The organism is Grimontia sp. NTOU-MAR1, from assembly GCF_035758505.1.
Classification (GTDB): Bacteria; Pseudomonadota; Gammaproteobacteria; order Enterobacterales; family Vibrionaceae; genus Enterovibrio; species Enterovibrio marinus.
In genome coordinates, this window is sequence record NZ_CP142108.1 from 2,441,263 (window position 1) to 2,460,482 (window position 19,220).

The 19,220-nt window shown below is 51.2% G+C and carries 16 protein-coding genes, 3 tRNA genes and 3 rRNA genes; 7 read left to right on the forward strand and 15 right to left on the reverse strand.

Annotated features, from left to right (window positions below):
- Positions 1-44 precede the first annotated feature (44 nt).
- From VP504_RS11155 to VP504_RS11185, 7 genes are all read right to left on the reverse strand, one after another.
- Positions 45-121: transfer RNA gene (locus tag VP504_RS11155), tRNA-Trp, on the reverse strand.
- A gap of 86 nt (positions 122-207) precedes the next feature.
- Entirely contained in the window at positions 208-342 is a 135-nt protein-coding gene (locus tag VP504_RS11160) for a hypothetical protein (protein WP_325891226.1), read from the reverse strand.
- Between the two features lie 317 nt (positions 343-659).
- A tRNA-Asp gene (locus tag VP504_RS11165) sits at positions 660-736 on the reverse strand.
- Positions 737-751: 15 nt separating this feature from the next.
- Positions 752-867, reverse strand: a 5S ribosomal RNA gene (gene rrf, locus VP504_RS11170).
- Positions 868-987: 120 nt separating this feature from the next.
- Positions 988-3,875: ribosomal RNA gene (locus VP504_RS11175) — 23S ribosomal RNA — on the reverse strand.
- A gap of 333 nt (positions 3,876-4,208) precedes the next feature.
- Positions 4,209-4,284 (reverse strand) — tRNA-Glu (locus VP504_RS11180).
- Between the two features lie 62 nt (positions 4,285-4,346).
- Positions 4,347-5,897, reverse strand: a 16S ribosomal RNA gene (locus VP504_RS11185).
- The 16S, 23S and 5S rRNA genes sit together here with 2 tRNA genes alongside, the layout of an rRNA operon.
- Before the next feature lie 653 nt (positions 5,898-6,550).
- On the opposite strand from VP504_RS11185, the gene VP504_RS11190 reads away from it, so the two are divergent.
- Positions 6,551-7,096, forward strand: a complete 546-nt coding sequence (locus VP504_RS11190; protein ID WP_325891227.1) for a gamma carbonic anhydrase family protein — start codon at positions 6,551-6,553, stop codon at positions 7,094-7,096.
- Here VP504_RS11190 and VP504_RS11195 read toward each other — a convergent pair.
- The 4 genes from VP504_RS11195 to VP504_RS11210 all read right to left on the reverse strand — a co-directional run bounded on the left by VP504_RS11195 (position 7,093) and on the right by VP504_RS11210 (position 9,707).
- Complete coding sequence (locus VP504_RS11195; protein ID WP_251876898.1) at positions 7,093-7,356, reverse strand: DUF1488 domain-containing protein; 264 nt, start codon at positions 7,354-7,356, stop codon at positions 7,093-7,095. The two genes, VP504_RS11190 and VP504_RS11195, sit on opposite strands and share 4 nt — an antisense overlap.
- An 11-nt stretch (positions 7,357-7,367) precedes the next feature.
- On the reverse strand, positions 7,368-8,186 hold the full coding sequence (aroE, locus tag VP504_RS11200; protein ID WP_325891229.1) for a shikimate dehydrogenase: 819 nt from the start codon (positions 8,184-8,186) through the stop codon (positions 7,368-7,370).
- 18 nt (positions 8,187-8,204) lie between these two features.
- Positions 8,205-9,056: an oxygen-dependent coproporphyrinogen oxidase gene (gene hemF / locus VP504_RS11205; RefSeq protein WP_325894037.1), complete on the reverse strand. Its 852-nt coding sequence runs from the start codon at positions 9,054-9,056 to the stop codon at positions 8,205-8,207.
- Between the two features lie 93 nt (positions 9,057-9,149).
- A complete protein-coding gene (locus VP504_RS11210; RefSeq protein ID WP_325891230.1) occupies positions 9,150-9,707 on the reverse strand; it encodes a Sua5/YciO/YrdC/YwlC family protein in 558 nt (185 codons plus the stop codon).
- A 231-nt stretch (positions 9,708-9,938) separates the two neighbouring features.
- On the opposite strand from VP504_RS11210, the gene purE reads away from it, so the two are divergent.
- Positions 9,939-10,424 carry a 5-(carboxyamino)imidazole ribonucleotide mutase gene (gene purE / locus VP504_RS11215; protein ID WP_325891231.1) on the forward strand — a complete coding sequence of 162 codons (486 nt, stop codon included), beginning with the start codon at positions 9,939-9,941 and terminating at the stop codon, positions 10,422-10,424.
- Positions 10,425-10,426: 2 nt separating this feature from the next.
- Positions 10,427-11,563 carry a 5-(carboxyamino)imidazole ribonucleotide synthase gene (locus VP504_RS11220; RefSeq protein ID WP_325891232.1) on the forward strand — a complete coding sequence of 379 codons (1,137 nt, stop codon included), beginning with the start codon at positions 10,427-10,429 and terminating at the stop codon, positions 11,561-11,563.
- A gap of 77 nt (positions 11,564-11,640) precedes the next feature.
- On the opposite strand, the gene VP504_RS11225 is transcribed toward VP504_RS11220, so the two are convergent.
- Genes VP504_RS11225 through VP504_RS11240 form a run of 4 tightly spaced genes read right to left on the reverse strand, consistent with a single transcriptional unit; the run spans position 11,641 to position 14,837 of the window.
- Positions 11,641-12,207, reverse strand: coding sequence for a DNA topoisomerase family protein (locus VP504_RS11225; protein ID WP_325891233.1), 567 nt, complete (start codon positions 12,205-12,207; stop codon positions 11,641-11,643).
- 17 nt (positions 12,208-12,224) lie between these two features.
- On the reverse strand, positions 12,225-12,701 hold the full coding sequence (locus VP504_RS11230; protein ID WP_062712307.1) for a DUF494 family protein: 477 nt from the start codon (positions 12,699-12,701) through the stop codon (positions 12,225-12,227).
- Between the two features lie 2 nt (positions 12,702-12,703).
- The gene (gene dprA, locus VP504_RS11235; RefSeq protein WP_325891235.1) at positions 12,704-13,801 is read right to left on the reverse strand and encodes a DNA-processing protein DprA; all 1,098 of its coding nucleotides are present in this window, start codon (positions 13,799-13,801) and stop codon (positions 12,704-12,706) included.
- Between the two features lies 1 nt (position 13,802).
- Positions 13,803-14,837 (reverse strand): LysM peptidoglycan-binding domain-containing protein, encoded by a 1,035-nt coding sequence (locus VP504_RS11240; RefSeq protein ID WP_325891237.1) that lies wholly within the window; start codon positions 14,835-14,837, stop codon positions 13,803-13,805.
- Positions 14,838-14,957: 120 nt separating this feature from the next.
- On the opposite strand from VP504_RS11240, the gene def reads away from it, so the two are divergent.
- The 4 genes from def (at position 14,958) to trkA (ending at position 19,218) form a co-directional block, all read left to right on the forward strand.
- Positions 14,958-15,470: a peptide deformylase gene (gene def, locus VP504_RS11245; protein WP_325891238.1), complete on the forward strand. Its 513-nt coding sequence runs from the start codon at positions 14,958-14,960 to the stop codon at positions 15,468-15,470.
- Positions 15,471-15,477: 7 nt separating this feature from the next.
- Positions 15,478-16,422, forward strand: coding sequence for a methionyl-tRNA formyltransferase (fmt, locus tag VP504_RS11250; RefSeq protein ID WP_325891239.1), 945 nt, complete (start codon positions 15,478-15,480; stop codon positions 16,420-16,422).
- Between the two features lie 69 nt (positions 16,423-16,491).
- Positions 16,492-17,769, forward strand: a complete 1,278-nt coding sequence (gene rsmB / locus VP504_RS11255) for a 16S rRNA (cytosine(967)-C(5))-methyltransferase RsmB (RefSeq protein WP_325891240.1) — start codon at positions 16,492-16,494, stop codon at positions 17,767-17,769.
- A 72-nt stretch (positions 17,770-17,841) separates the two neighbouring features.
- Entirely contained in the window at positions 17,842-19,218 is a 1,377-nt protein-coding gene (gene trkA / locus VP504_RS11260) for a Trk system potassium transporter TrkA (protein WP_062712296.1), read from the forward strand.
- Positions 19,219-19,220 lie beyond the last annotated feature (2 nt).

The window sequence follows — 19,220 nt, forward strand, 5'->3', positions numbered from 1 at the left end:
ATTAGATACGCAAAACCTCAGCATTTCTGCTGAGGCTTCGAATTTGGCAGGGGTGGAGGGATTCGAACCCCCAACACGCGGATTTGGAATCCGCTGCTCTGCCAATTGGAGCTACACCCCTGTACGCGCGCTATTCTAATGGTTCTCAATCAAATAGCCAGTAATGATTGGGGAAAGCTAAACCAAATGAGCAGATTTCATGCAAAATTATGATTCTTCAGCAAGATTTTTCTGCTTGTACTTATTAAATACCAGCAATGCGATAACTGCCGGCCCTGCAACCAAAGCTGCAATAGCGCTACAAAGCAGAGTCATTTGAAGTAAAGCTGCTAAATCATCCATCTGGTGATTCCTTTATCCCTGTTAGATAAACCGATAATACCGCGATGTTATATAAAAAAAGTCTCAATAATAAGAATTTCGGATTGATACTCCATCCATTGCATAAATAAAAGTGAGAGAAATAAACAATGAACACTCAGTGTATGCATTTCAATGCATTATATGTAGATTTTCGATATATCAACTTATTACCCAATGCCCGCTCATTAATTTTGGTCAGGCTTGTATTTTGAACTTAAGACAGAAATTGAGTGTCTTATTTGAGTATGACAAATAGCAAAAAACCCCAGCCTTTCGACTGAGGTTTCTCTAAGAAGTGGCGGAGCGGACGGGACTCGAACCCGCGACCCCCGGCGTGACAGGCCGGTATTCTAACCAACTGAACTACCGCTCCACACTTAAATTGGAAGCCTGGCGATGTCCTACTCTCACATGGGGAGACCCCACACTACCATCGGCGCTGTTACGTTTCACTACTGAGTTCGGCATGGAGTCAGGTGGGTCCATAACGCTATGGTCGCCAAGCAAATTCTGCTAAGTCTTTACCTTTAAAAAAGGTGAAAACCAAAATCTTGGAAAGCTGTTTGTGTATTCTCTACACATTCAAGGTTCTCTCTGAGTCCGTCAAAACCCCTTGGGTGTTGTATGGTTAAGCCTCACGGGCAATTAGTATCAGTTAGCTCAACGCCTCGCAGCGCTTACACACCTGACCTATCTACGTCGTCGTCTCCAACAACCCTTTAGAGGACTTTAAGTCCTAGGGATGACTCATCTTGAGGCTCGCTTCCCGCTTAGATGCTTTCAGCGGTTATCGATGCCGAACTTAGCTACCGGGCAATGCCACTGGCGTGACAACCCGAACACCAGAGGTTCGTCCACTCCGGTCCTCTCGTACTAGGAGCAGCCCCTCTCAATCATCCAACGCCCACGGCAGATAGGGACCGAACTGTCTCACGACGTTCTAAACCCAGCTCGCGTACCACTTTAAATGGCGAACAGCCATACCCTTGGGACCGACTTCAGCCCCAGGATGTGATGAGCCGACATCGAGGTGCCAAACACCGCCGTCGATATGAACTCTTGGGCGGTATCAGCCTGTTATCCCCGGAGTACCTTTTATCCGTTGAGCGATGGCCCTTCCATTCAGAACCACCGGATCACTATGACCTGCTTTCGCACCTGCTCGAACCGTCATTCTCGCAGTCAAGCGGGCTTATGCCATTGCACTAACCTCACGATGTCCGACCGTGATTAGCCCACCTTCGTGCTCCTCCGTTACGCTTTGGGAGGAGACCGCCCCAGTCAAACTACCCACCAGGCACTGTCCTCAACCCCGATAAGGGGCCTAAGTTAGAACATCAAACATACAAGGGTGGTATTTCAAGGTCGGCTCCACACAAACTGGCGTCTGTGTTTCAAAGCCTCCCACCTATCCTACACATGTAGGCTCAATGTTCAGTGCCAAGCTGTAGTAAAGGTTCACGGGGTCTTTCCGTCTAGCCGCGGGTACACAGCATCTTCACTGCGATTTCAATTTCACTGAGTCTCGGGTGGAGACAGCGTGGCCATCATTACGCCATTCGTGCAGGTCGGAACTTACCCGACAAGGAATTTCGCTACCTTAGGACCGTTATAGTTACGGCCGCCGTTTACCGGGGCTTCGATCAAGAGCTTCGACCGAAGTCTAACCCCATCAATTAACCTTCCGGCACCGGGCAGGCGTCACACCGTATACGTCATCTTTCGATTTTGCACAGTGCTATGTTTTTAATAAACAGTTGCAGCCACCTGGTATCTGCGACTGCCCTCAGCTCCATCCGCAAGGGACTTCACCATGGGCAGCGTACCTTCTCCCGAAGTTACGGTACCATTTTGCCTAGTTCCTTCACCCGAGTTCTCTCAAGCGCCTTGGTATTCTCTACCCGACCACCTGTGTCGGTTTGGGGTACGGTTCCTGATAACCTGAAGCTTAGAGGCTTTTCCCGGAAGCATGGCATCAATGACTTCATCACCGTAGTGACTCGACATCGTGTCTCAGTGTATAGCGTCCCGGATTTGCCTAAGACACCCACCTACGCACTTGAACCTCGACAACCGTCGCGAGGCCCACCTAGCCTTCTCCGTCCCCCCATCGCAGTTATCAGCAGTACGGGAATATTAACCCGTTTCCCATCGACTACGCCTTTCGGCCTCGCCTTAGGGGCCGACTTACCCTGCCCCGATTAACGTTGGACAGGAACCCTTGGTCTTCCGGCGAGGAGGTTTTTCACCCCCTTTGTCGTTACTCATGTCAGCATTCGCACTTCTGATACCTCCAGCAGCCCTTACAGACCACCTTCTACGGCTTACAGAACGCTCCCCTACCCAGATATAAATATCTGCCGCAGCTTCGGTGTATCGCTTAGCCCCGTTACATCTTCCGCGCAGGCCGACTCGACCAGTGAGCTATTACGCTTTCTTTAAATGATGGCTGCTTCTAAGCCAACATCCTGGCTGTCTGAGCCTTCCCACATCGTTTCCCACTTAGCGATAACTTGGGGACCTTAGCTGGCGGTCTGGGTTGTTTCCCTCTCCACGACGGACGTTAGCACCCGCCGTGTGTCTCCCGGATAGTACTTACTGGTATTCGGAGTTTGCAAAGGGTTGGTAAGTCGGGATGACCCCCTAGCCTTAACAGTGCTCTACCCCCAGTAGTATTCGTCCGAGGCGCTACCTAAATAGCTTTCGGGGAGAACCAGCTATCTCCGAGTTTGATTGGCCTTTCACCCCTAGCCACAAGTCATCCGCTAATTTTTCAACATTAGTCGGTTCGGTCCTCCAATTGATGTTACTCAATCTTCAACCTGCCCATGGCTAGATCACTCGGTTTCGGGTCTACGTCATGCAACTCATTCGCCCAGTTAAGACTCGGTTTCCCTACGGCTCCCCTATGCGGTTAACCTTGCTACATAACGTAAGTCGCTGACCCATTATACAAAAGGTACGCAGTCACCTAACACGTAGGCTCCCACTGCTTGTACGTACACGGTTTCAGGTTCTGTTTCACTCCCCTCACAGGGGTTCTTTTCGCCTTTCCCTCACGGTACTGGTTCACTATCGGTCAGTCAGGAGTATTTAGCCTTGGAGGATGGTCCCCCCATCTTCAGACAAGATAACACGTGTCCCGTCCTACTCGTTTTCACGTTAAACAAGCCGTCGTGTACGGGGCTATCACCCTGTATCGCGCCACTTTCCAGAGGCTTCCACTAACTCATAAAACGCTTAAGGGCTAATCCGGGGTCGCTCGCCGCTACTGCCGGAATCTCAATTGATTTCTTTTCCTTCGGGTACTTAGATGTTTCAGTTCCCCGAGTTCGCCTCCACACACCTATGTATTCAGTGTGGGATACTGGCTTATGCCAGTGGGTTTCCCCATTCGGACATCCCAGATTCAAATGGCTGTTACTGCCTTATCTGGGCTTATCGCAAGTTACTACGTCCTTCATCGCCTCTGACTGCCAAGGCATCCACCGTGTACGCTTAGTCACTTAACCATACAACCCCAAGAGGTTTCGTAGGTTTAAACAACCAAGGTGTTCTTATAAGAACATGTTCACCCTTTTTGCCTCTGCTTTTTCTTAAAAAGCGGAAACATAAAGCGATGAACGATTTCGCCGGACTCAAATATTGTTCATCACTTCAGGAGAAGGATGAAACCAAGAACACTTGAATGTGTTTGGTGTTAATTCCGAAGAATCAACATTTGAGAACTTTTACAAACAAACTGAATCAGTTTGTTTAGTCAGCTTTCCAGATTTTTAAAGAGCAATGCGATGTTCTTTCGAAGCACCACTTTCTAATCACACTCAATGAATGCGTTTAATAAGTGGCGTCCCATAGGGGAGTCGAACCCCTGTTACCGCCGTGAAAGGGCGGTGTCCTAGGCCTCTAGACGAATGGGACACATCGTTTCTTTACATTTCGACCGTAGCAATCTGTGTGGACACTGGCATCAATAGTATCGTTAAGGAGGTGATCCAGCCCCAGGTTCCCCTAGGGCTACCTTGTTACGACTTCACCCCAGTCATGAACCACACCGTGGTAAACGCCCTCCCGAAGGTTAAGCTATCTACTTCTGGTGCAGCCCACTCCCATGGTGTGACGGGCGGTGTGTACAAGGCCCGGGAACGTATTCACCGTGGCATTCTGATCCACGATTACTAGCGATTCCGACTTCATGGAGTCGAGTTGCAGACTCCAATCCGGACTACGACATACTTTCTGGGATTCGCTTCACATCGCTGCCTCGCTGCCCTCTGTATATGCCATTGTAGCACGTGTGTAGCCCTACTCGTAAGGGCCATGATGACTTGACGTCGTCCCCACCTTCCTCCGGTTTATCACCGGCAGTCTCCCTGGAGTTCCCACTCGAAGGCTGGCAAACAAGGATAAGGGTTGCGCTCGTTGCGGGACTTAACCCAACATTTCACAACACGAGCTGACGACAGCCATGCAGCACCTGTCTCACAGTTCCCGAAGGCACACCAGAATCTCTTCCGGCTTCTGTGGATGTCAAGAGTAGGTAAGGTTCTTCGCGTTGCATCGAATTAAACCACATGCTCCACCGCTTGTGCGGGCCCCCGTCAATTCATTTGAGTTTTAATCTTGCGACCGTACTCCCCAGGCGGTCTACTTAACGCGTTAGCTCCGAAAGCCACAGTTCTAGACTACAGCCTCCAAGTAGACATCGTTTACGGCGTGGACTACCAGGGTATCTAATCCTGTTTGCTCCCCACGCTTTCGCATCTGAGCGTCAGTCTTTGTCCAGGGGGCCGCCTTCGCCACCGGTATTCCTTCAGATCTCTACGCATTTCACCGCTACACCTGAAATTCTACCCCCCTCTACAAGACTCTAGCCTGCCAGTTCAAAATGACTTTCCCAGGTTAAGCCCGGGGCTTTCACATCTTGCTTAACAGACCGCCTGCATGCGCTTTACGCCCAGTAATTCCGATTAACGCTCGCACCCTCCGTATTACCGCGGCTGCTGGCACGGAGTTAGCCGGTGCTTCTTCTGCCGCTAACGTCAAACACTGCACGTATTAAGTACAATGCCTTCCTCACGGCTGAAAGTGCTTTACAACCCGAAGGCCTTCTTCACACACGCGGCATGGCTGCATCAGGCTTGCGCCCATTGTGCAATATTCCCCACTGCTGCCTCCCGTAGGAGTCTGGACCGTGTCTCAGTTCCAGTGTGGCTGATCATCCTCTCAAACCAGCTAGGGATCGTCGCCTTGGTGAGCCTTTACCCCACCAACTAGCTAATCCCAACTGGGCCCATCCGGTAGCGAGAGGCCATAAGGTCCCCCTCTTTGGTCCAAAGACATCATGCGGTATTAGCCACCGTTTCCAGTGGTTATCCCCCTCTACCAGGCAGGTTCCCAGCCATTACTCACCCGTCCGCCGCTCGCCGCCCAATAAATCATCCGAAGAATCTTTATTGTCGCTGCCGCTCGACTTGCATGTGTTAGGCCTGCCGCCAGCGTTCAATCTGAGCCATGATCAAACTCTTCAATTAAAGTTTTTGGCTCGATGAAATACTGTTGTTGTTTTGTCTCCGCTTTTTAAAAAAGCAGAAGCAAAACGAATTGACTGTGCCGATATAACCGAAGTTATTTCGTTTGGTCACTCAGTAAACATCGATAAATCTTTTGTCTATCAATCACGAGTGCCCACACAGATTGCATAGGTCAAATTGTTAAAGAACGTTGACTTGAAGAAGCGTCGCTTCTCACCGTCAGGGCTGCGAATTTTACGCTGCCGGGCGATGAAGTCAAGAAGAAATTTTGAGATTTTTCAGCGTTGCTTTTGCAACCCTCAAAACACCTTGTTGACTTGCCTCTCGGGGTGATTTTCCCTTCGAAGCGGGCGGTCATTTTACTGATTCGAAACAGCGCGTCAAGCGTTTATTTCAACTCAATTTTTGAGGCCTTCGCCGTACCGATTTGAGTGGGCGTTTCCGCTGTGGGAGCCGCTCTCCGTGTCGGTGAGGCGGCATTATAGGGAGGTCTGAAATTCTGGCAAGGGCTTTTTTGAGGTTTTTTATGAAAAATGATGCGTTCGATTACTTTTCGCCCAAAACGGCATTAAAGTGCATTGAAACGAACAAGAATTGCACTCTTTTCCGCATCAAGATAGTCTGTTTTCAATCATCCTTATTTGGAATTCTCTATGTCTTCTGTACTTCGCAGCTATAAAGGTATCTTTCCAACAGTCGGTGAACGCGTTTACCTCGACCCTTCTTCTGTATTGGTTGGCGATATTACCCTTGGAGATGACGCAAGCATTTGGCCTTTGGTTGCTGCCCGCGGTGACGTTAACCATATCCGTATAGGCCAGCGGTCTAACATTCAGGATGGCTCTGTTCTTCATGTCACCCACAAGAACAAAGAGAATCCAGGAGGCTATCCGCTGATCATCGGTGATGACGTGACTGTCGGACACAAAGTCATGCTGCATGGCTGCACTATCGGTAATAAAGTGCTGGTCGGCATGGGCGCGATTGTTCTCGATGGTGCTGTAATAGAAGATGAAGTCATGGTGGGTGCGGGCAGTTTGGTTCCGCCTGGTAAACGTTTAGAGTCTGGTTTTCTCTATGTGGGCAGTCCGGTAAAACAAGCGCGCCCTTTGAAAGAAGCAGAACGCGCTTTTTTGCAGAAATCGTCTGATAACTATGTTGTCACGAAAAATGAGTACATCGCAGAGCTCGAAGGTTAACGCACCCAGATCTCACCGGACGCATTGAAGTCTTCCTCTTCAATGGCTTCTTCTGCTAACTCTTCCAGATCGAAGCGATTCCCGGCAAACGCTGCCAGAATCGCTTCTTCTGTATTCAAAGCTACTCGCTCTCTCTTTTCCAGATCAACAATCGAGATAAAGCAGGCAATCAAGGAGCCTGCTTGCTGCGCATCAAAGCGGACAGCGCATTTTTCAGTATCGACCTCTTGGAGGTCAGGGAAAAGGATGTTCTGGTTCATCTGCACTTCATCTATTCAGCAAGATTACGGCGAAGCTCTCTCAGCACCTGTCCAGTTCCCGGCCTGATACCACGCCAAATCGTAAAACTCTCCGCCGCTTGTCCCACCAGCATACCCAATCCATCAATCACACGAGCGGCACCGTTATCCAGAGCCCACCGGTTACTGCTGGTCACGCCTGAACCATATACCATGTCATAAACCACGGTTTGACTGCCAAACACAGTCGCTGAGATTTGTGGGTGTTCTCCTGAAAGGCTGGCAGATGTGGAATTCACCACCACATCAAACTCTCCTTCCAGCGATTCAAAGCTGGTTGCCGACACACTGCCATTATCCGCAAATAGTGATGCCAGTATCTCGGCTTTACTTGCAGTGCGGTTAGCAATCACCAGTTGTGCAGGCTCGTGAGCCAGTAAGGGAAGAATCACTCCCCTCGCTGCGCCACCTGCACCAAGCAATAAAATTTTAGCGCCTTCGAGTTGGACATGGTGACTCAGCAGATCTTGCACCAGGCCTTCCCCGTCTGTGTTATCGCCGAGTATGCCGCCATCATCGAGCTTTTTCAGTGTGTTCACCGCCCCAGCGAGCTTAGCCCGCTCGGTCAGCATGGTCGCCAACTTAAACGCCTCTTCTTTAAAAGGCACAGTGACATTGCATCCTTTGCCGCCACTGTTAAAAAAGGCAGCTACCGCTTCCTCAAAACCACCGATTGGCGCTTCGAGCGTTTCATAATTCATTGCCTGCGCAGTCTGGCGCGCAAACAAGGTGTGTATAAAAGGAGACTTACTGTGTGAGATCGGGTTGCCGACAACGACATATTTATCCACGACTTTGTTTTCCTTGAATTACCATTCCCTTGGTTTCAAAAACTCTTTGTAGAGCTTCTCTTCAGCAGACCCTGGCTCAGGCTCGAATCCATACTCCCAGCGCACCAGTGGTGGCATAGACATCAGGATTGATTCTGTCCGTCCGCCGCTTTGCAGACCAAACAGAGTGCCACGATCGTAGACAAGATTAAACTCAACATAACGCCCGCGGCGATAAAGTTGGAATTCACGCTCATGTTCACCGTAAGCGGCGTCTTTGCGTTTCTGCACGATCGGAAGGTAAGCGTCGAGGTAACCTTCACCCACGGCTTTAATGTAATCGAAAGACGCGTCAAATCCCCACTGGTTCAAATCATCGAAGAAAAGACCGCCGACACCACGGGTTTCGTTACGGTGAGGAAGGAAGAAATAACGATCACACCAAGCTTTGTGCTCGGCATAAACATCTGCACCGAAGGGAGCACAAATAGACTTCGCCGTCTGGTGCCAGTGAACACAATCTTCTTCTACCGGATAGAAAGGCGTGAGATCGAAGCCACCACCAAACCACCAAACCGGGGCTTCCCCTTCTTTTTCGGCAATGAAGAAACGGACATTGGCGTGGGAAGTCGGAACATTCGGGTTTTTAGGATGCACCACCAAAGACACACCCATGGCTTCAAAGCCTCTGCCTGCCAGTTCAGGGCGGTGCGCCGTCGCCGAGCCCGGCATTTTGTCCCCAAACACATGGGAGAAATTCACGCCAGCCTGCTCAAATACATAGCCATCGCGAAGCACCCGGCTTTTACCACCGCCGCCCGCAGGTCTCTCCCAGGCATCTTCCTCAAATGTCGCACCGCCGTCTTCTTTTTCCAGCGCCGCACATATCATGTCCTGCAACGACAGCAAAAAGCGCTTAACCGCCTCTTTATCAACCTGCTGAGGAAGGTTCTGATTCTCCACGTGATTTCCTTGTACTTTTATTTAGCCCTGACGAAGCACCTTACCAGAACGCGCATCTCGGATCTCGGTGGGCTTATCACGTCCGCCAATTTTTCCTTCTAAAACATTCGGCACACGGCTACCCAATTGCTCTACCACTTCCGCCAAACTGCGACACGGCTCTTCACCGCTGAGGTTTGCACTGGTTGAAGTGATGGGTTTGCCATAAGAAAGACACAGCTCGCGGACATCCGGATGATCGGAAACGCGCACAGCGACAGTATCAAACTGCCCAGTCACCCAGTCGGTGATCTTCTTGCCAGCTGGCATGACCCACGTAACAGGACCCGGCCAGGTTGCTAAAACATCGTCTTTCACTTCTTCGCTCAGGCTATCGAAGTCAATGTACCCGTCTAACTGGGAAAGCTCTGCTGCGATCAGAATGAGGCCTTTGGCCTTATCACGCTCTTTTACATCTAAAAGCGCCTGCACAGCGGCTGGGCTATCTGGGTCACAACCCACACCAAATACCCCTTCTGTGGGATACGCGATAACTTCCCCGCGCGTCAACGCTGCCACGCATTGTTCTAAATTCGCCAATGCTCTTCTCCTGCCTCTACCCGAAAAATTCGGCTTACTATGACCAACTTTACCCGACGTTCTCAACACTTTTGTCACAAATCGAAACAGACTTTCTATCAGCCCCATTTATATCAGGCATCCAAACAGCAGCAAACAGACTGACGCAAACGTTTTCCTTACCGCTTTTTGCCGATATAATGCGCCCACTTTCCATGTTTCAGCGGTTAACGAGCATTTACAGGAGTTACTATGAAAGTCGGCATCATCATGGGTTCTAAGTCAGACTGGCCAACCATGAAAAACGCAGCAGATATGCTGGATCACTTCAGCGTTGCCTACGAAACCAAAGTGGTTTCCGCCCACCGCACTCCTGGCCTGCTCGCAGATTATGCCAGCGAAGCTGCTTCACGTGGCCTGAAAGTGATTATTGCTGGCGCAGGTGGTGCTGCTCACCTACCTGGGATGACCGCTGCATTTACAAGCCTTCCTGTACTGGGTGTACCGGTTCAGTCAAAAGCACTGAAAGGGATGGATTCGCTACTTTCTATCGTTCAAATGCCAAAAGGTGTGGCAGTCGGTACGCTGGCGATTGGTGATGCGGGTGCCGCGAATGCCGGTCTGCTTGCAGCGCAAATCTTGGCCACCAATGATGCAGAACTGATGGCGAAGGTCGACGCTTTCCGTCAGAACCAAACAGACACCGTTCTCGCTAACTCTGACCCATCGGTAGATTAATCATGAATGTGCTGGTTCTCGGTGCCGGACAGCTGGCACGTATGATGGCGCTGGCAGGCGCCCCCCTAAATCTTAAGATTAGCGCGTACGATGTGCGAAGCGGCAACCTTGTACACCCAGTCACGCTGGAAGTACTTGGGCAAGGTCTGGAAAACGGAATTGCCGATGCGGATGTGATTACTGCCGAGTTTGAACACATCGCGCCGGACGTTCTGGACGTCTGTCAGGCCAGCGGTAAGTTCTACCCCGGTGAAACCGCCATCCTGACCGGTGGTGACCGTCGCCTGGAAAAAGCATTGCTGGATAAAGCAGGTGTAGCCAATGCCCATTATCAGGTGATTGAATCCCGCGCTGATTATGACAAGGCAATCGCCAACATTGGCCTTCCACTCATCCTGAAAAGCGCCCTTGATGGCTATGACGGCAAAGGCCAATGGCGCCTGAAGCCAGATTCAGATATTGAATCAGTGTGGCAGGATATCGACCAGTTCCTCAAAACCTCTCCACAAGGTGCGCGTCAGTGTGTGATTGCCGAAGAATTTGTGCCATTTGACCGCGAAGTGTCATTAATCGGTGCGCGCAATGCCAAAGGCGATTTGGAAATTTACCCACTGACCGAGAATATCCACACCAACGGTATCTTGAGCGTGTCGGTGGCAGCCGGTGACAATGATGCAGTACAGGCGCAGGCTGAAGCCATGTTTAAAGCGGTGGCAGACACACTGGATTATGTCGGCGTACTGGCGATTGAATTTTTTGATGTCGGCGGCAACCTGAAAGTAAACGAGATAGCGCCGCGCGTGCATAACTCCGGTCACTGGACACAGCAAGGTGCTGAGGTCTGCCAGTTTGAGAACCATCTTCGCGCAGTCTGTGGCTTACCGCTTGGCAGTGCCAAACGCATCCGTCCGACTGCGATGATCAACATCGTCGGTGAAGTGACTGTCCCGACAGGTGTCATGGGACTGGCGCATGTGCATTGGTACGACAAAGCGCCGCGACCGGGCCGTAAAATTGGCCACATCAACCTGTGCGCAGGCAATGCAAAGGCGTTAGGTGAAGCACTTCAAGAAGTCGCCAAACACATGGACGACACTGAGTTTCCCGCCCTTCAAAGTGCCGCAGAAACATTAAGCTGAATGAACCAAGCCCAAAACGAGAAAAGCCGCTGCTAGCGGCTTTTCTTTTTTCTAAAACCAAACAAGTCGACTTTGGGTCATTGCCCCTGTTTGTGTTGACACTTTTTATCCGCACAGACTTTCACGATGCCCGCCGCCAGTTTTTTCTCCAGCAGAAGCGGATATCCGCAAACCTCACAGTTGCCCTTGATGGGCTTAAGGTTCACGGCGAATTTGCATTTCGGGTAAGCGTCACAGGCATAGAAGGCTTTACCAAAACGCGATTTCTTCTCGTGAAGTTTTCCTTTGCGGCACTCAGGACAGCTGATGTCCATAGTTTCCGCTTCAGGTTCCTGATCGCGCTTTTCGATATGTTGGCATTCCGGATACGCCGAGCAGCCGATAAACATACCGAAGCGCCCTTGGCGGAGCACCAACTCGTTGCCACATTCCGGACACGGCATGCCAAGCTCTTTAACTATGTGTCCGTCATTGTGGTTCAGTGACTCGATGAAATCACAAGCCGGATAGCCAGTACACGCTTTGAAAGGGCCACGTTTACTGTGTTTGATAACAAGAGCGCTGCCACATTGTGGGCAGCGCTCTTCATTTTCCAGCGCATGTTCATGAGCGCTGAAAAGGGAATCGTCAATTTTTCCAGCCAAAACAGACCAACCTCAAATCAGTGAAGGTATTCATCTTCCGCTGTGCTGTAAAGTAACTCTTCCATTTGATCGTACGCGCTCTCGTTACCGGGCACGTTAAACAGCACCATCAGGATCACCCATTTCAGATCTTCCAGCACAAATTCCTGCGTATCGAGCTCCATAACACGGTCAATCACCATTTCACGGGTTTCAGGACTCAATACACTAATTTGCTCGAGGAAAGTCAGAAAACCTCGGCTCTCAGTATCCAGTCGATCCATCTCTTTCGGAGTGTAGATACGAACAGAAGTGAGCGCACCGCCAGTAAGGTATGGGGTTTTGTCGGCGTCTTGAAGTAGCGCCAGCTTTTCAAGCCAGTTCAGCGCTTTGTATATATCGTCTTGATGAAATCCAGCTCTGGAGAGTTCATCAGCCAGTTCGTCCTGATCCACCATCAACTCAACATCGCTGTGGATATAGGTTTCAAACAGGTACATTAAGATGTCCATCATGGCTATCCCCTCCTCGTTCTGACATAACCACCGGGTACCGCTGTTACCAGCCCCTGTAGCTCAAGTTCTAACAACTGCATCATGATTTCGTGAACGGGTTCATCGCAGATCTCTGCAAGCACATCGACACATCTTGCTTCATTTCCTACGTTAGCCAACAGTTCAGGAAATGGCAATTCTTCTTGCAAAACTTGGGCCTGAGCGACCTCCAACTGGTGGTTAATTGCGCAACCGGCCAATGCGCCAACCTGCTCTAAAATCTCGTCTACCGACTCCACCAGAAAAGCACCCTGCTTTATCAAGCCGTTACTGCCTTTCGCATGCGGGTTATGGATAGAGCCCGGTAAAGCAAAGACATCTCGCCCTTGTTCAAGCGCCAGCCTAGCGGTGATCAGCGAACCACTCTTCATTGCTGCCTCCACCACCAGCACTCCTGCAGATAGACCGCTGATAATACGATTTCGTCTCGGGAAAAATGCTGGTTTTGGCGGTGACCAGGGCCAAAGCTCTGACACCAGAGCACCATTATCCCTGATATCGTCAGACAGTTGACGGTGTCTGGCTGGATAAATTTTCTCAAGTCCCGAGCCCAACACAGCAATAGTTTTCCCTTTGCCATCGAGTGCACCGCGGTGAGCACGACCATCAATCCCCAGAGCTAACCCGCTGGTTACAACCACATCATGGGCTGCCAGCTCTTTGGCAAACGCATGCGCCAGTGACAAGCCATCATTGGATGCATGACGACTACCGACTATCGCGAGTTGCGGTAGTGACAGTATATGGGGATCACCATCGACAAATAAAAGAGGGGGCGCGCCACTAATTTGCTTCAACAGGTAAGGATAGCGGGAATCAGTCAGGGAAATAATGTGCCTGCCCGGTGCTGATGCCCAGGTCAGGCATTTGTCGATGATGGAAAAGTCAGGTTGCCGCAGCGCCTGTATCTGAGTGGACTTTAAACCAAGTGCGGCGAGTTCTATCTCCTCAAGCGATTCCAGTTTATGCGGTGGGTGCCGACTGATGATCTTACTGACTGCCTGACTACCGAGGCGGGGAACGGCGGCGAGCCTAAGCCACCACTCAAGCTCGCGAGACATCTTATCCTTCCGCTGCGATGACTGGCATGTCCGCTTTCAGCGGCTTATCAGCTTCCACCACCATAGCAAGGCTAAAGAAAGGATAACTGCGGATAACCAACAGGGTGCCTGTCGATGTTGATGGCAATATTTTCAGCACGTCGCCGCTCGCATTGTCGATGTCGCTGTCGTAGCGCATATCACCCTTGGAGCCTTTCATTGCCGCGCCCGGCACCACCACAGACAAGGTATGCCCTTCATTCAGGCCGTCCTGCTCACCCAGATCGACCACCACGATTTGGCGGTGTCCGACATAGTTACTGCCATAAAGGTGCCCGATCATCCTGCCTTCAACACCATCAGGTGCGGGTTTGGGGTGGAAAATCTCTCCGGTTTTCGCACCAAGCGCAGGCAATAGAATATCGTTAGGTTTGATTTCCTGGTTTTGGCGGGTCAGCTTCATCTCAGCAATATCATCGAGCGAGCGCACCAGCTTGGCTTCACCGACTTTCTTGAGGCTTATCATGCGAATCATTGCATCACCCTTTTCCCGCTGGAAATCCGTCACAGTGCGATAAATAAACCACTCTTCACTGTCTAAAGACTTATCAACAAAAAACGGCGTGCGTTTAGAGATGTAACTCCATCCTTCCTGCGTGCCCAATACTCGCGGAGCGAGCAAATACTCACGCTCATGAATGAGGGTGTCATAGGTCAAGAATTGGCGCAGAACCGATGGTGAAGTGCTGTTGATAGGGGTCGAGTCAGTACGGTTAGCCCCTGCCGTATAAGAGAGCGCAGGTTTGCCATCAAGCCAGCTCAGGCGAAGTTTGTCGCCCGGATAGATAAGATGAGGATTTTTGATTGCCGGATTGTGTTGCCAAAGCGTCGGCCAGTGCCAAGATTTTTCAAGATAAAGACCCGCAATATCCCAAAGGGTATCGCCTTTTTTCACTATATAGTTTTCAGGCGCATCAGCGCTCAAACGCACTTCTGACGCAGCTATCACGCCTGGCAGCCCCAGCGCCAGACAAAAAATGATAAGCTTTTTAAACATCCCTTGTCTCCAAAAGCGTACTTTCGATTTGGATGCTGTCATTTGAATAGCAAAATGTCTAGAATTAGCCCAATTACCGAAGCCGGATACGGCGCAGTTCAACATATTTAAGAGACGTTTATGAGTGTATTACAGGTTTTGACCTTCCCGGACGATCGCCTACGCACGGTGGCGAAACCGGTAGAAAGCGTCACACCAGAGATCCAGACTATTGTTGATGACATGCTGGAAACCATGTACGACGAAGAAGGCATTGGCCTTGCTGCTACCCAAGTGGACATCCACCAGCGTATCGTCGTGATTGATATTTCAGAAACCCGTGATGAGCCTATGGTGCTGATCAACCCTGAAATTCTTGAGAAGCGCGGTGAAGATGGCATCGAAGAAGGTTGTCTGTCTGTTCCTGGTGCACGCGCACTGGTATCCCGAGCATCTGAAGTGACAGTGAAAGCACTGGATCGCGATGGCAACGAATACCAATTCGAAGCGGATGATCTTCTGGCTATCTGTGTTCAGCACGAACTGGACCACCTTGAAGGCAAACTGTTTGTTGATTACCTGTCGCCCCTGAAGCAACAGCGCATCAAACAGAAGCAGGAAAAAATCAAACGCGCTAACCAAAAAGCCAGCTGAGGTTTCCTTGAGCGACTCATTGAAAATCGTATTTGCCGGTACGCCGGATTTCGCCGCCCGTCACCTGGCGGCGTTGTTGTGTTCACACCACGAAGTGGTAGCAGTTTATACCCAGCCTGACCGTCCGGCGGGCCGTGGTAAGAAATTGACTGCCAGCCCAGTCAAGCTACTGGCGCAGGAACACAACATTTCTGTTTATCAACCAGCAAGCCTGAAAGCGGAAGACGCGCAGCAAGAGCTAGCTGCCATTGGTGCGGACATCATGGTTGTAGTGGCATATGGCCTGCTGCTACCTAAAGTGGTGCTAGACACACCTCGCCTTGGCTGTATCAATGTTCACGGTTCTATCCTGCCACGCTGGCGTGGCGCTGCACCTATCCAACGCTCAATCTGGGCGGGCGATGCAGAGACAGGCGTCACCATCATGCAGATGGATGAGGGTCTGGATACCGGCGATATGCTGAAAATCGCAACCCTGAACATCGACGCCAAAGAAACCAGTGCCACGCTTTATGAAAGACTAGCGGATATGGGCCCTGAAGCCTTGGTGGAATGTCTGAATGATATCGCTTCTGGCAAAGCCGTTGCTGAAAAGCAGGACGATGAGCTTGCCAACTACGCGAAAAAACTCAGCAAAGAAGAAGCACAAATCGACTGGACCATGAGCGCAGACGCGATTGAACGTTGCATCCGCGCTTTTAACCCATGGCCGATGAGTCACTTCCCTGTGGCGGACAACAACATCAAAGTCTGGGATGCCGAGGCCGAACCGGAGGATAGCGGCAAAGCGCCAGGCACCATTTTGTCAGCGGACAAGAAAGGTATCCGGGTGGCAACCGGAGAAGGCGTGCTGCGCCTGACATCCATCCAGCCCCCGGGCAAAAAAGCCATGAGCGCGGCAGACATTCTGAACTCCCGCCGCGACTGGTTTGAACCTGGCACCCAACTGTAATTGAGAAGGCCAGCTTGCTGGCCTTTTTTAGTGGCTCGCATTCACGTGAGCAAACACTGAGGTATATTCATGAACGTTAGAGCTGTCGCTGCACAGGTTATTTATCAGGTTGTCGACCAAGGACAATCCCTGTCAGCCGCCCTGCCGCCTGCCCAACAAAAAGTCGCCCCGCGCGATGGCGCCCTGCTGCAGGAGATCTGCTACGGTGTGCTGCGCTGGCTGCCGCGTCTCGAATCCATCACCCAATCTCTGATGGACAAGCCACTTAAAGGCAAGCAACGCGTTTTCCATCATTTGATTTTGGTTGGCCTGTACCAGCTCAGCTATATGCGTATTCCAGCCCACGCGGCGGTTGCTGAAACCGTGAATGCCACCAAGGTGTTGAAAAAACCTCAACTCCGTGGCCTTATCAATGCCGTGCTACGTAATTACCAACGTAATCAGGAAGCTTTAGATGCCGCCGCTGTTGCGCACGACGCCGGTAAGTACGGTCACCCTGGCTGGTTGTTGAAACTGCTACAAAAAGCTTATCCGGAGCAATGGGAGCAGGTGGTTGAAGCTAACCATGAAAAAGCGCCGATGTGGCTGCGTGTTAACCGCACTCACCACACCCGCGATGCTTACAAAGACCTTTTGGATGGGGCAGGCATTGAGACCGCAATACATCCTGAAGCGGGAGATGCACTGAAACTGGCAACGCCTTGTGATGTCACTGCCCTACCAGGCTTTTCAGAAGGCTGGGTCTCCGTGCAGGACGCTGCCGCGCAGCTGTCGGTTGACTACCTCCAGCCTCAAGCAGGCGATCTCATCCTTGATTGCTGCGCTGCGCCAGGCGGGAAAACCTGTCACATCCTGGAGCACGAACCAACCGCAAAGGTTGTTGCAATGGATGTGGATGCCACCCGTCTTACCCGCGTGGAAGAAAACCTAAAACGCCTGAAGCTCGACGCGCAGGTGATTTGTGGCGATGCCCGCACTCCAGGCGAATGGTGGCAGGGTGAGCAGTTTGATCGTATTCTGCTCGACGCACCTTGTTCGGCAACGGGTGTTATTCGCCGCCATCCGGACATCAAGTGGCTTCGCCGCGCAGACGATATCGACCAGTTAGTGTCGCTGCAGTCTGAAATTATTGATGCAATGTGGGCGCAGCTGAAATCTGGTGGTACGCTGGTCTATGCGACTTGCTCGGTCACCCCGCAAGAAAACGCAGAGCAGGTGAAAGCTTTCCTCGCCCGCGCATCAGATGCGACATTGGAAACCGGCACACCTGAGCAACCGGGCCGACAAATCCTGCCTGGTCAGGAAGACATGGATGGGTTCTATTACGCTGTCCTCAAAAAAGCGTAATGGAGATAGCGCGGGCAGCAACCACGGCCCGCGACAACAATAAAAAATTGAACCGAGGTTCACGCAGACGTTATGAAAATCATCATCTTGGGGGCTGGACAGGTCGGTGGCACACTGGCTGAAAACTTGGTGGGCGAAAACAACGACATCACCATCGTCGATAAAGACCCCGAGCGACTCAGAGAGCTGCAGGACAAATATGATCTTCGTGTGGTGCAAGGCTACGCCAGCCATCCCACCACACTGCTGGAAGCCGGCGCACAGGATGCCGACATGCTGGTCGCTGTGACCAACTCCGACGAAACCAACATGATCGCCTGTCAGGTTGCTTTTACCCTCTACAACACGCCCAACCGTGTAGCCCGTATTCGAAGCCCGGAATACCTCGCCACTAAAGACCAATTATTCCAGACCGATGCTTGCCCGGTTGAATACCTGATTGCGCCGGAAGAGCTGGTGACCCAGTACATTCAGCGTCTTATTGAATACCCAGGTGCACTGCAGGTGGTGAACTTTGCCGATAACCGAGTCGGTCTGGTTGCGGTTAAGGCCTATTACGGTGGTCCGCTAGTGGGTAATGCGCTGTCAGCCCTTCGCGAACACATGCCACATGTCGATACCCGCGTGGCGGCGATTTTCCGTCGTGATCGCCCTATCCGTCCGCAAGGCACGACTATTATCGAGGCGGACGATGAAGTCTTCTTCGTGGCAGCAAGTAACCACATCCGCTCAGTGATGAGTGAACTTCAGCGCCTTGAGAAGCCTTACAAGCGCATCATGATTGTCGGCGGCGGTAACATTGGTGCTGGTCTTGCACGAAGCCTTGAGCGTGCATACAGCGTGAAGCTGATTGAGCGCAACCCAAGACGCGCAGAGCAACTGTCAGAAATCCTCGAGAACACCATTGTATTCTGCGGTGATGCGGCGGATCAGGAACTTCTGAGCGAAGAGCATATTGACCAGATTGATGTCTTCATTGCTGTGACCAATGAAGACGAAGCCAACATCATGTCTGCGATGTTGGCCAAACGTTTGGGTGCCAAGAAGGTGATGGTGCTTATACAGCGGGGGGCTTACGTCGACTTGGTGCAGGGCGGTGTTATTGATATTGCAATATCTCCGCAGCAGGCGACCATTTCAGCTCTGCTGACCCACGTACGTAAAGCCGACATCGTGAACGTTTCTTCGCTGCGCCGCGGCGCAGCAGAAGCGATTGAAGCCATTGCACATGGTGATTCCAACACATCGAAAGTAGTAGGGCGTGCGATTGGCGACATTAAGTTGCCACCAGGTACCACCATCGGTGCGATTGTAAGGGAAGAGGAAGTCCTGATCGCGCACGATAAAACCGTTATTCAACAGGACGATCACGTAGTGATGTTCCTGGTGGATAAGAAATATATTCCGGACGTGGAAAGGCTGTTCCAGCCAAGTCCATTCTTCCTCTAAAG

Excerpts from the sequence above, each read along its gene's own strand:
- trkA (WP_062712296.1), top strand. The coding sequence starts at position 17,842 with ATGAAAATCATCATCTTGGGGGCTGGACAGGTCGGTGGCACACTGGCT.
- VP504_RS11160 (WP_325891226.1), bottom strand. The coding sequence starts at position 342 with ATGGATGATTTAGCAGCTTTACTTCAAATGACTCTGCTTTGTAGCGCT.
- VP504_RS11220 (WP_325891232.1), top strand. The coding sequence starts at position 10,427 with ATGAATGTGCTGGTTCTCGGTGCCGGACAGCTGGCACGTATGATGGCG.
- VP504_RS11195 (WP_251876898.1), bottom strand. The coding sequence starts at position 7,356 with ATGAACCAGAACATCCTTTTCCCTGACCTCCAAGAGGTCGATACTGAA.
- rsmB (WP_325891240.1), top strand. The coding sequence starts at position 16,492 with ATGAACGTTAGAGCTGTCGCTGCACAGGTTATTTATCAGGTTGTCGAC.
- def (WP_325891238.1), top strand. The coding sequence starts at position 14,958 with ATGAGTGTATTACAGGTTTTGACCTTCCCGGACGATCGCCTACGCACG.
- dprA (WP_325891235.1), bottom strand. The coding sequence starts at position 13,801 with ATGTCTCGCGAGCTTGAGTGGTGGCTTAGGCTCGCCGCCGTTCCCCGC.
- VP504_RS11190 (WP_325891227.1), top strand. The coding sequence starts at position 6,551 with ATGTCTTCTGTACTTCGCAGCTATAAAGGTATCTTTCCAACAGTCGGT.
- hemF (WP_325894037.1), bottom strand. The coding sequence starts at position 9,056 with ATGATATGTGCGGCGCTGGAAAAAGAAGACGGCGGTGCGACATTTGAG.
- purE (WP_325891231.1), top strand. The coding sequence starts at position 9,939 with ATGAAAGTCGGCATCATCATGGGTTCTAAGTCAGACTGGCCAACCATG.
- VP504_RS11240 (WP_325891237.1), bottom strand. The coding sequence starts at position 14,837 with ATGTTTAAAAAGCTTATCATTTTTTGTCTGGCGCTGGGGCTGCCAGGC.
- VP504_RS11230 (WP_062712307.1), bottom strand. The coding sequence starts at position 12,701 with ATGATGGACATCTTAATGTACCTGTTTGAAACCTATATCCACAGCGAT.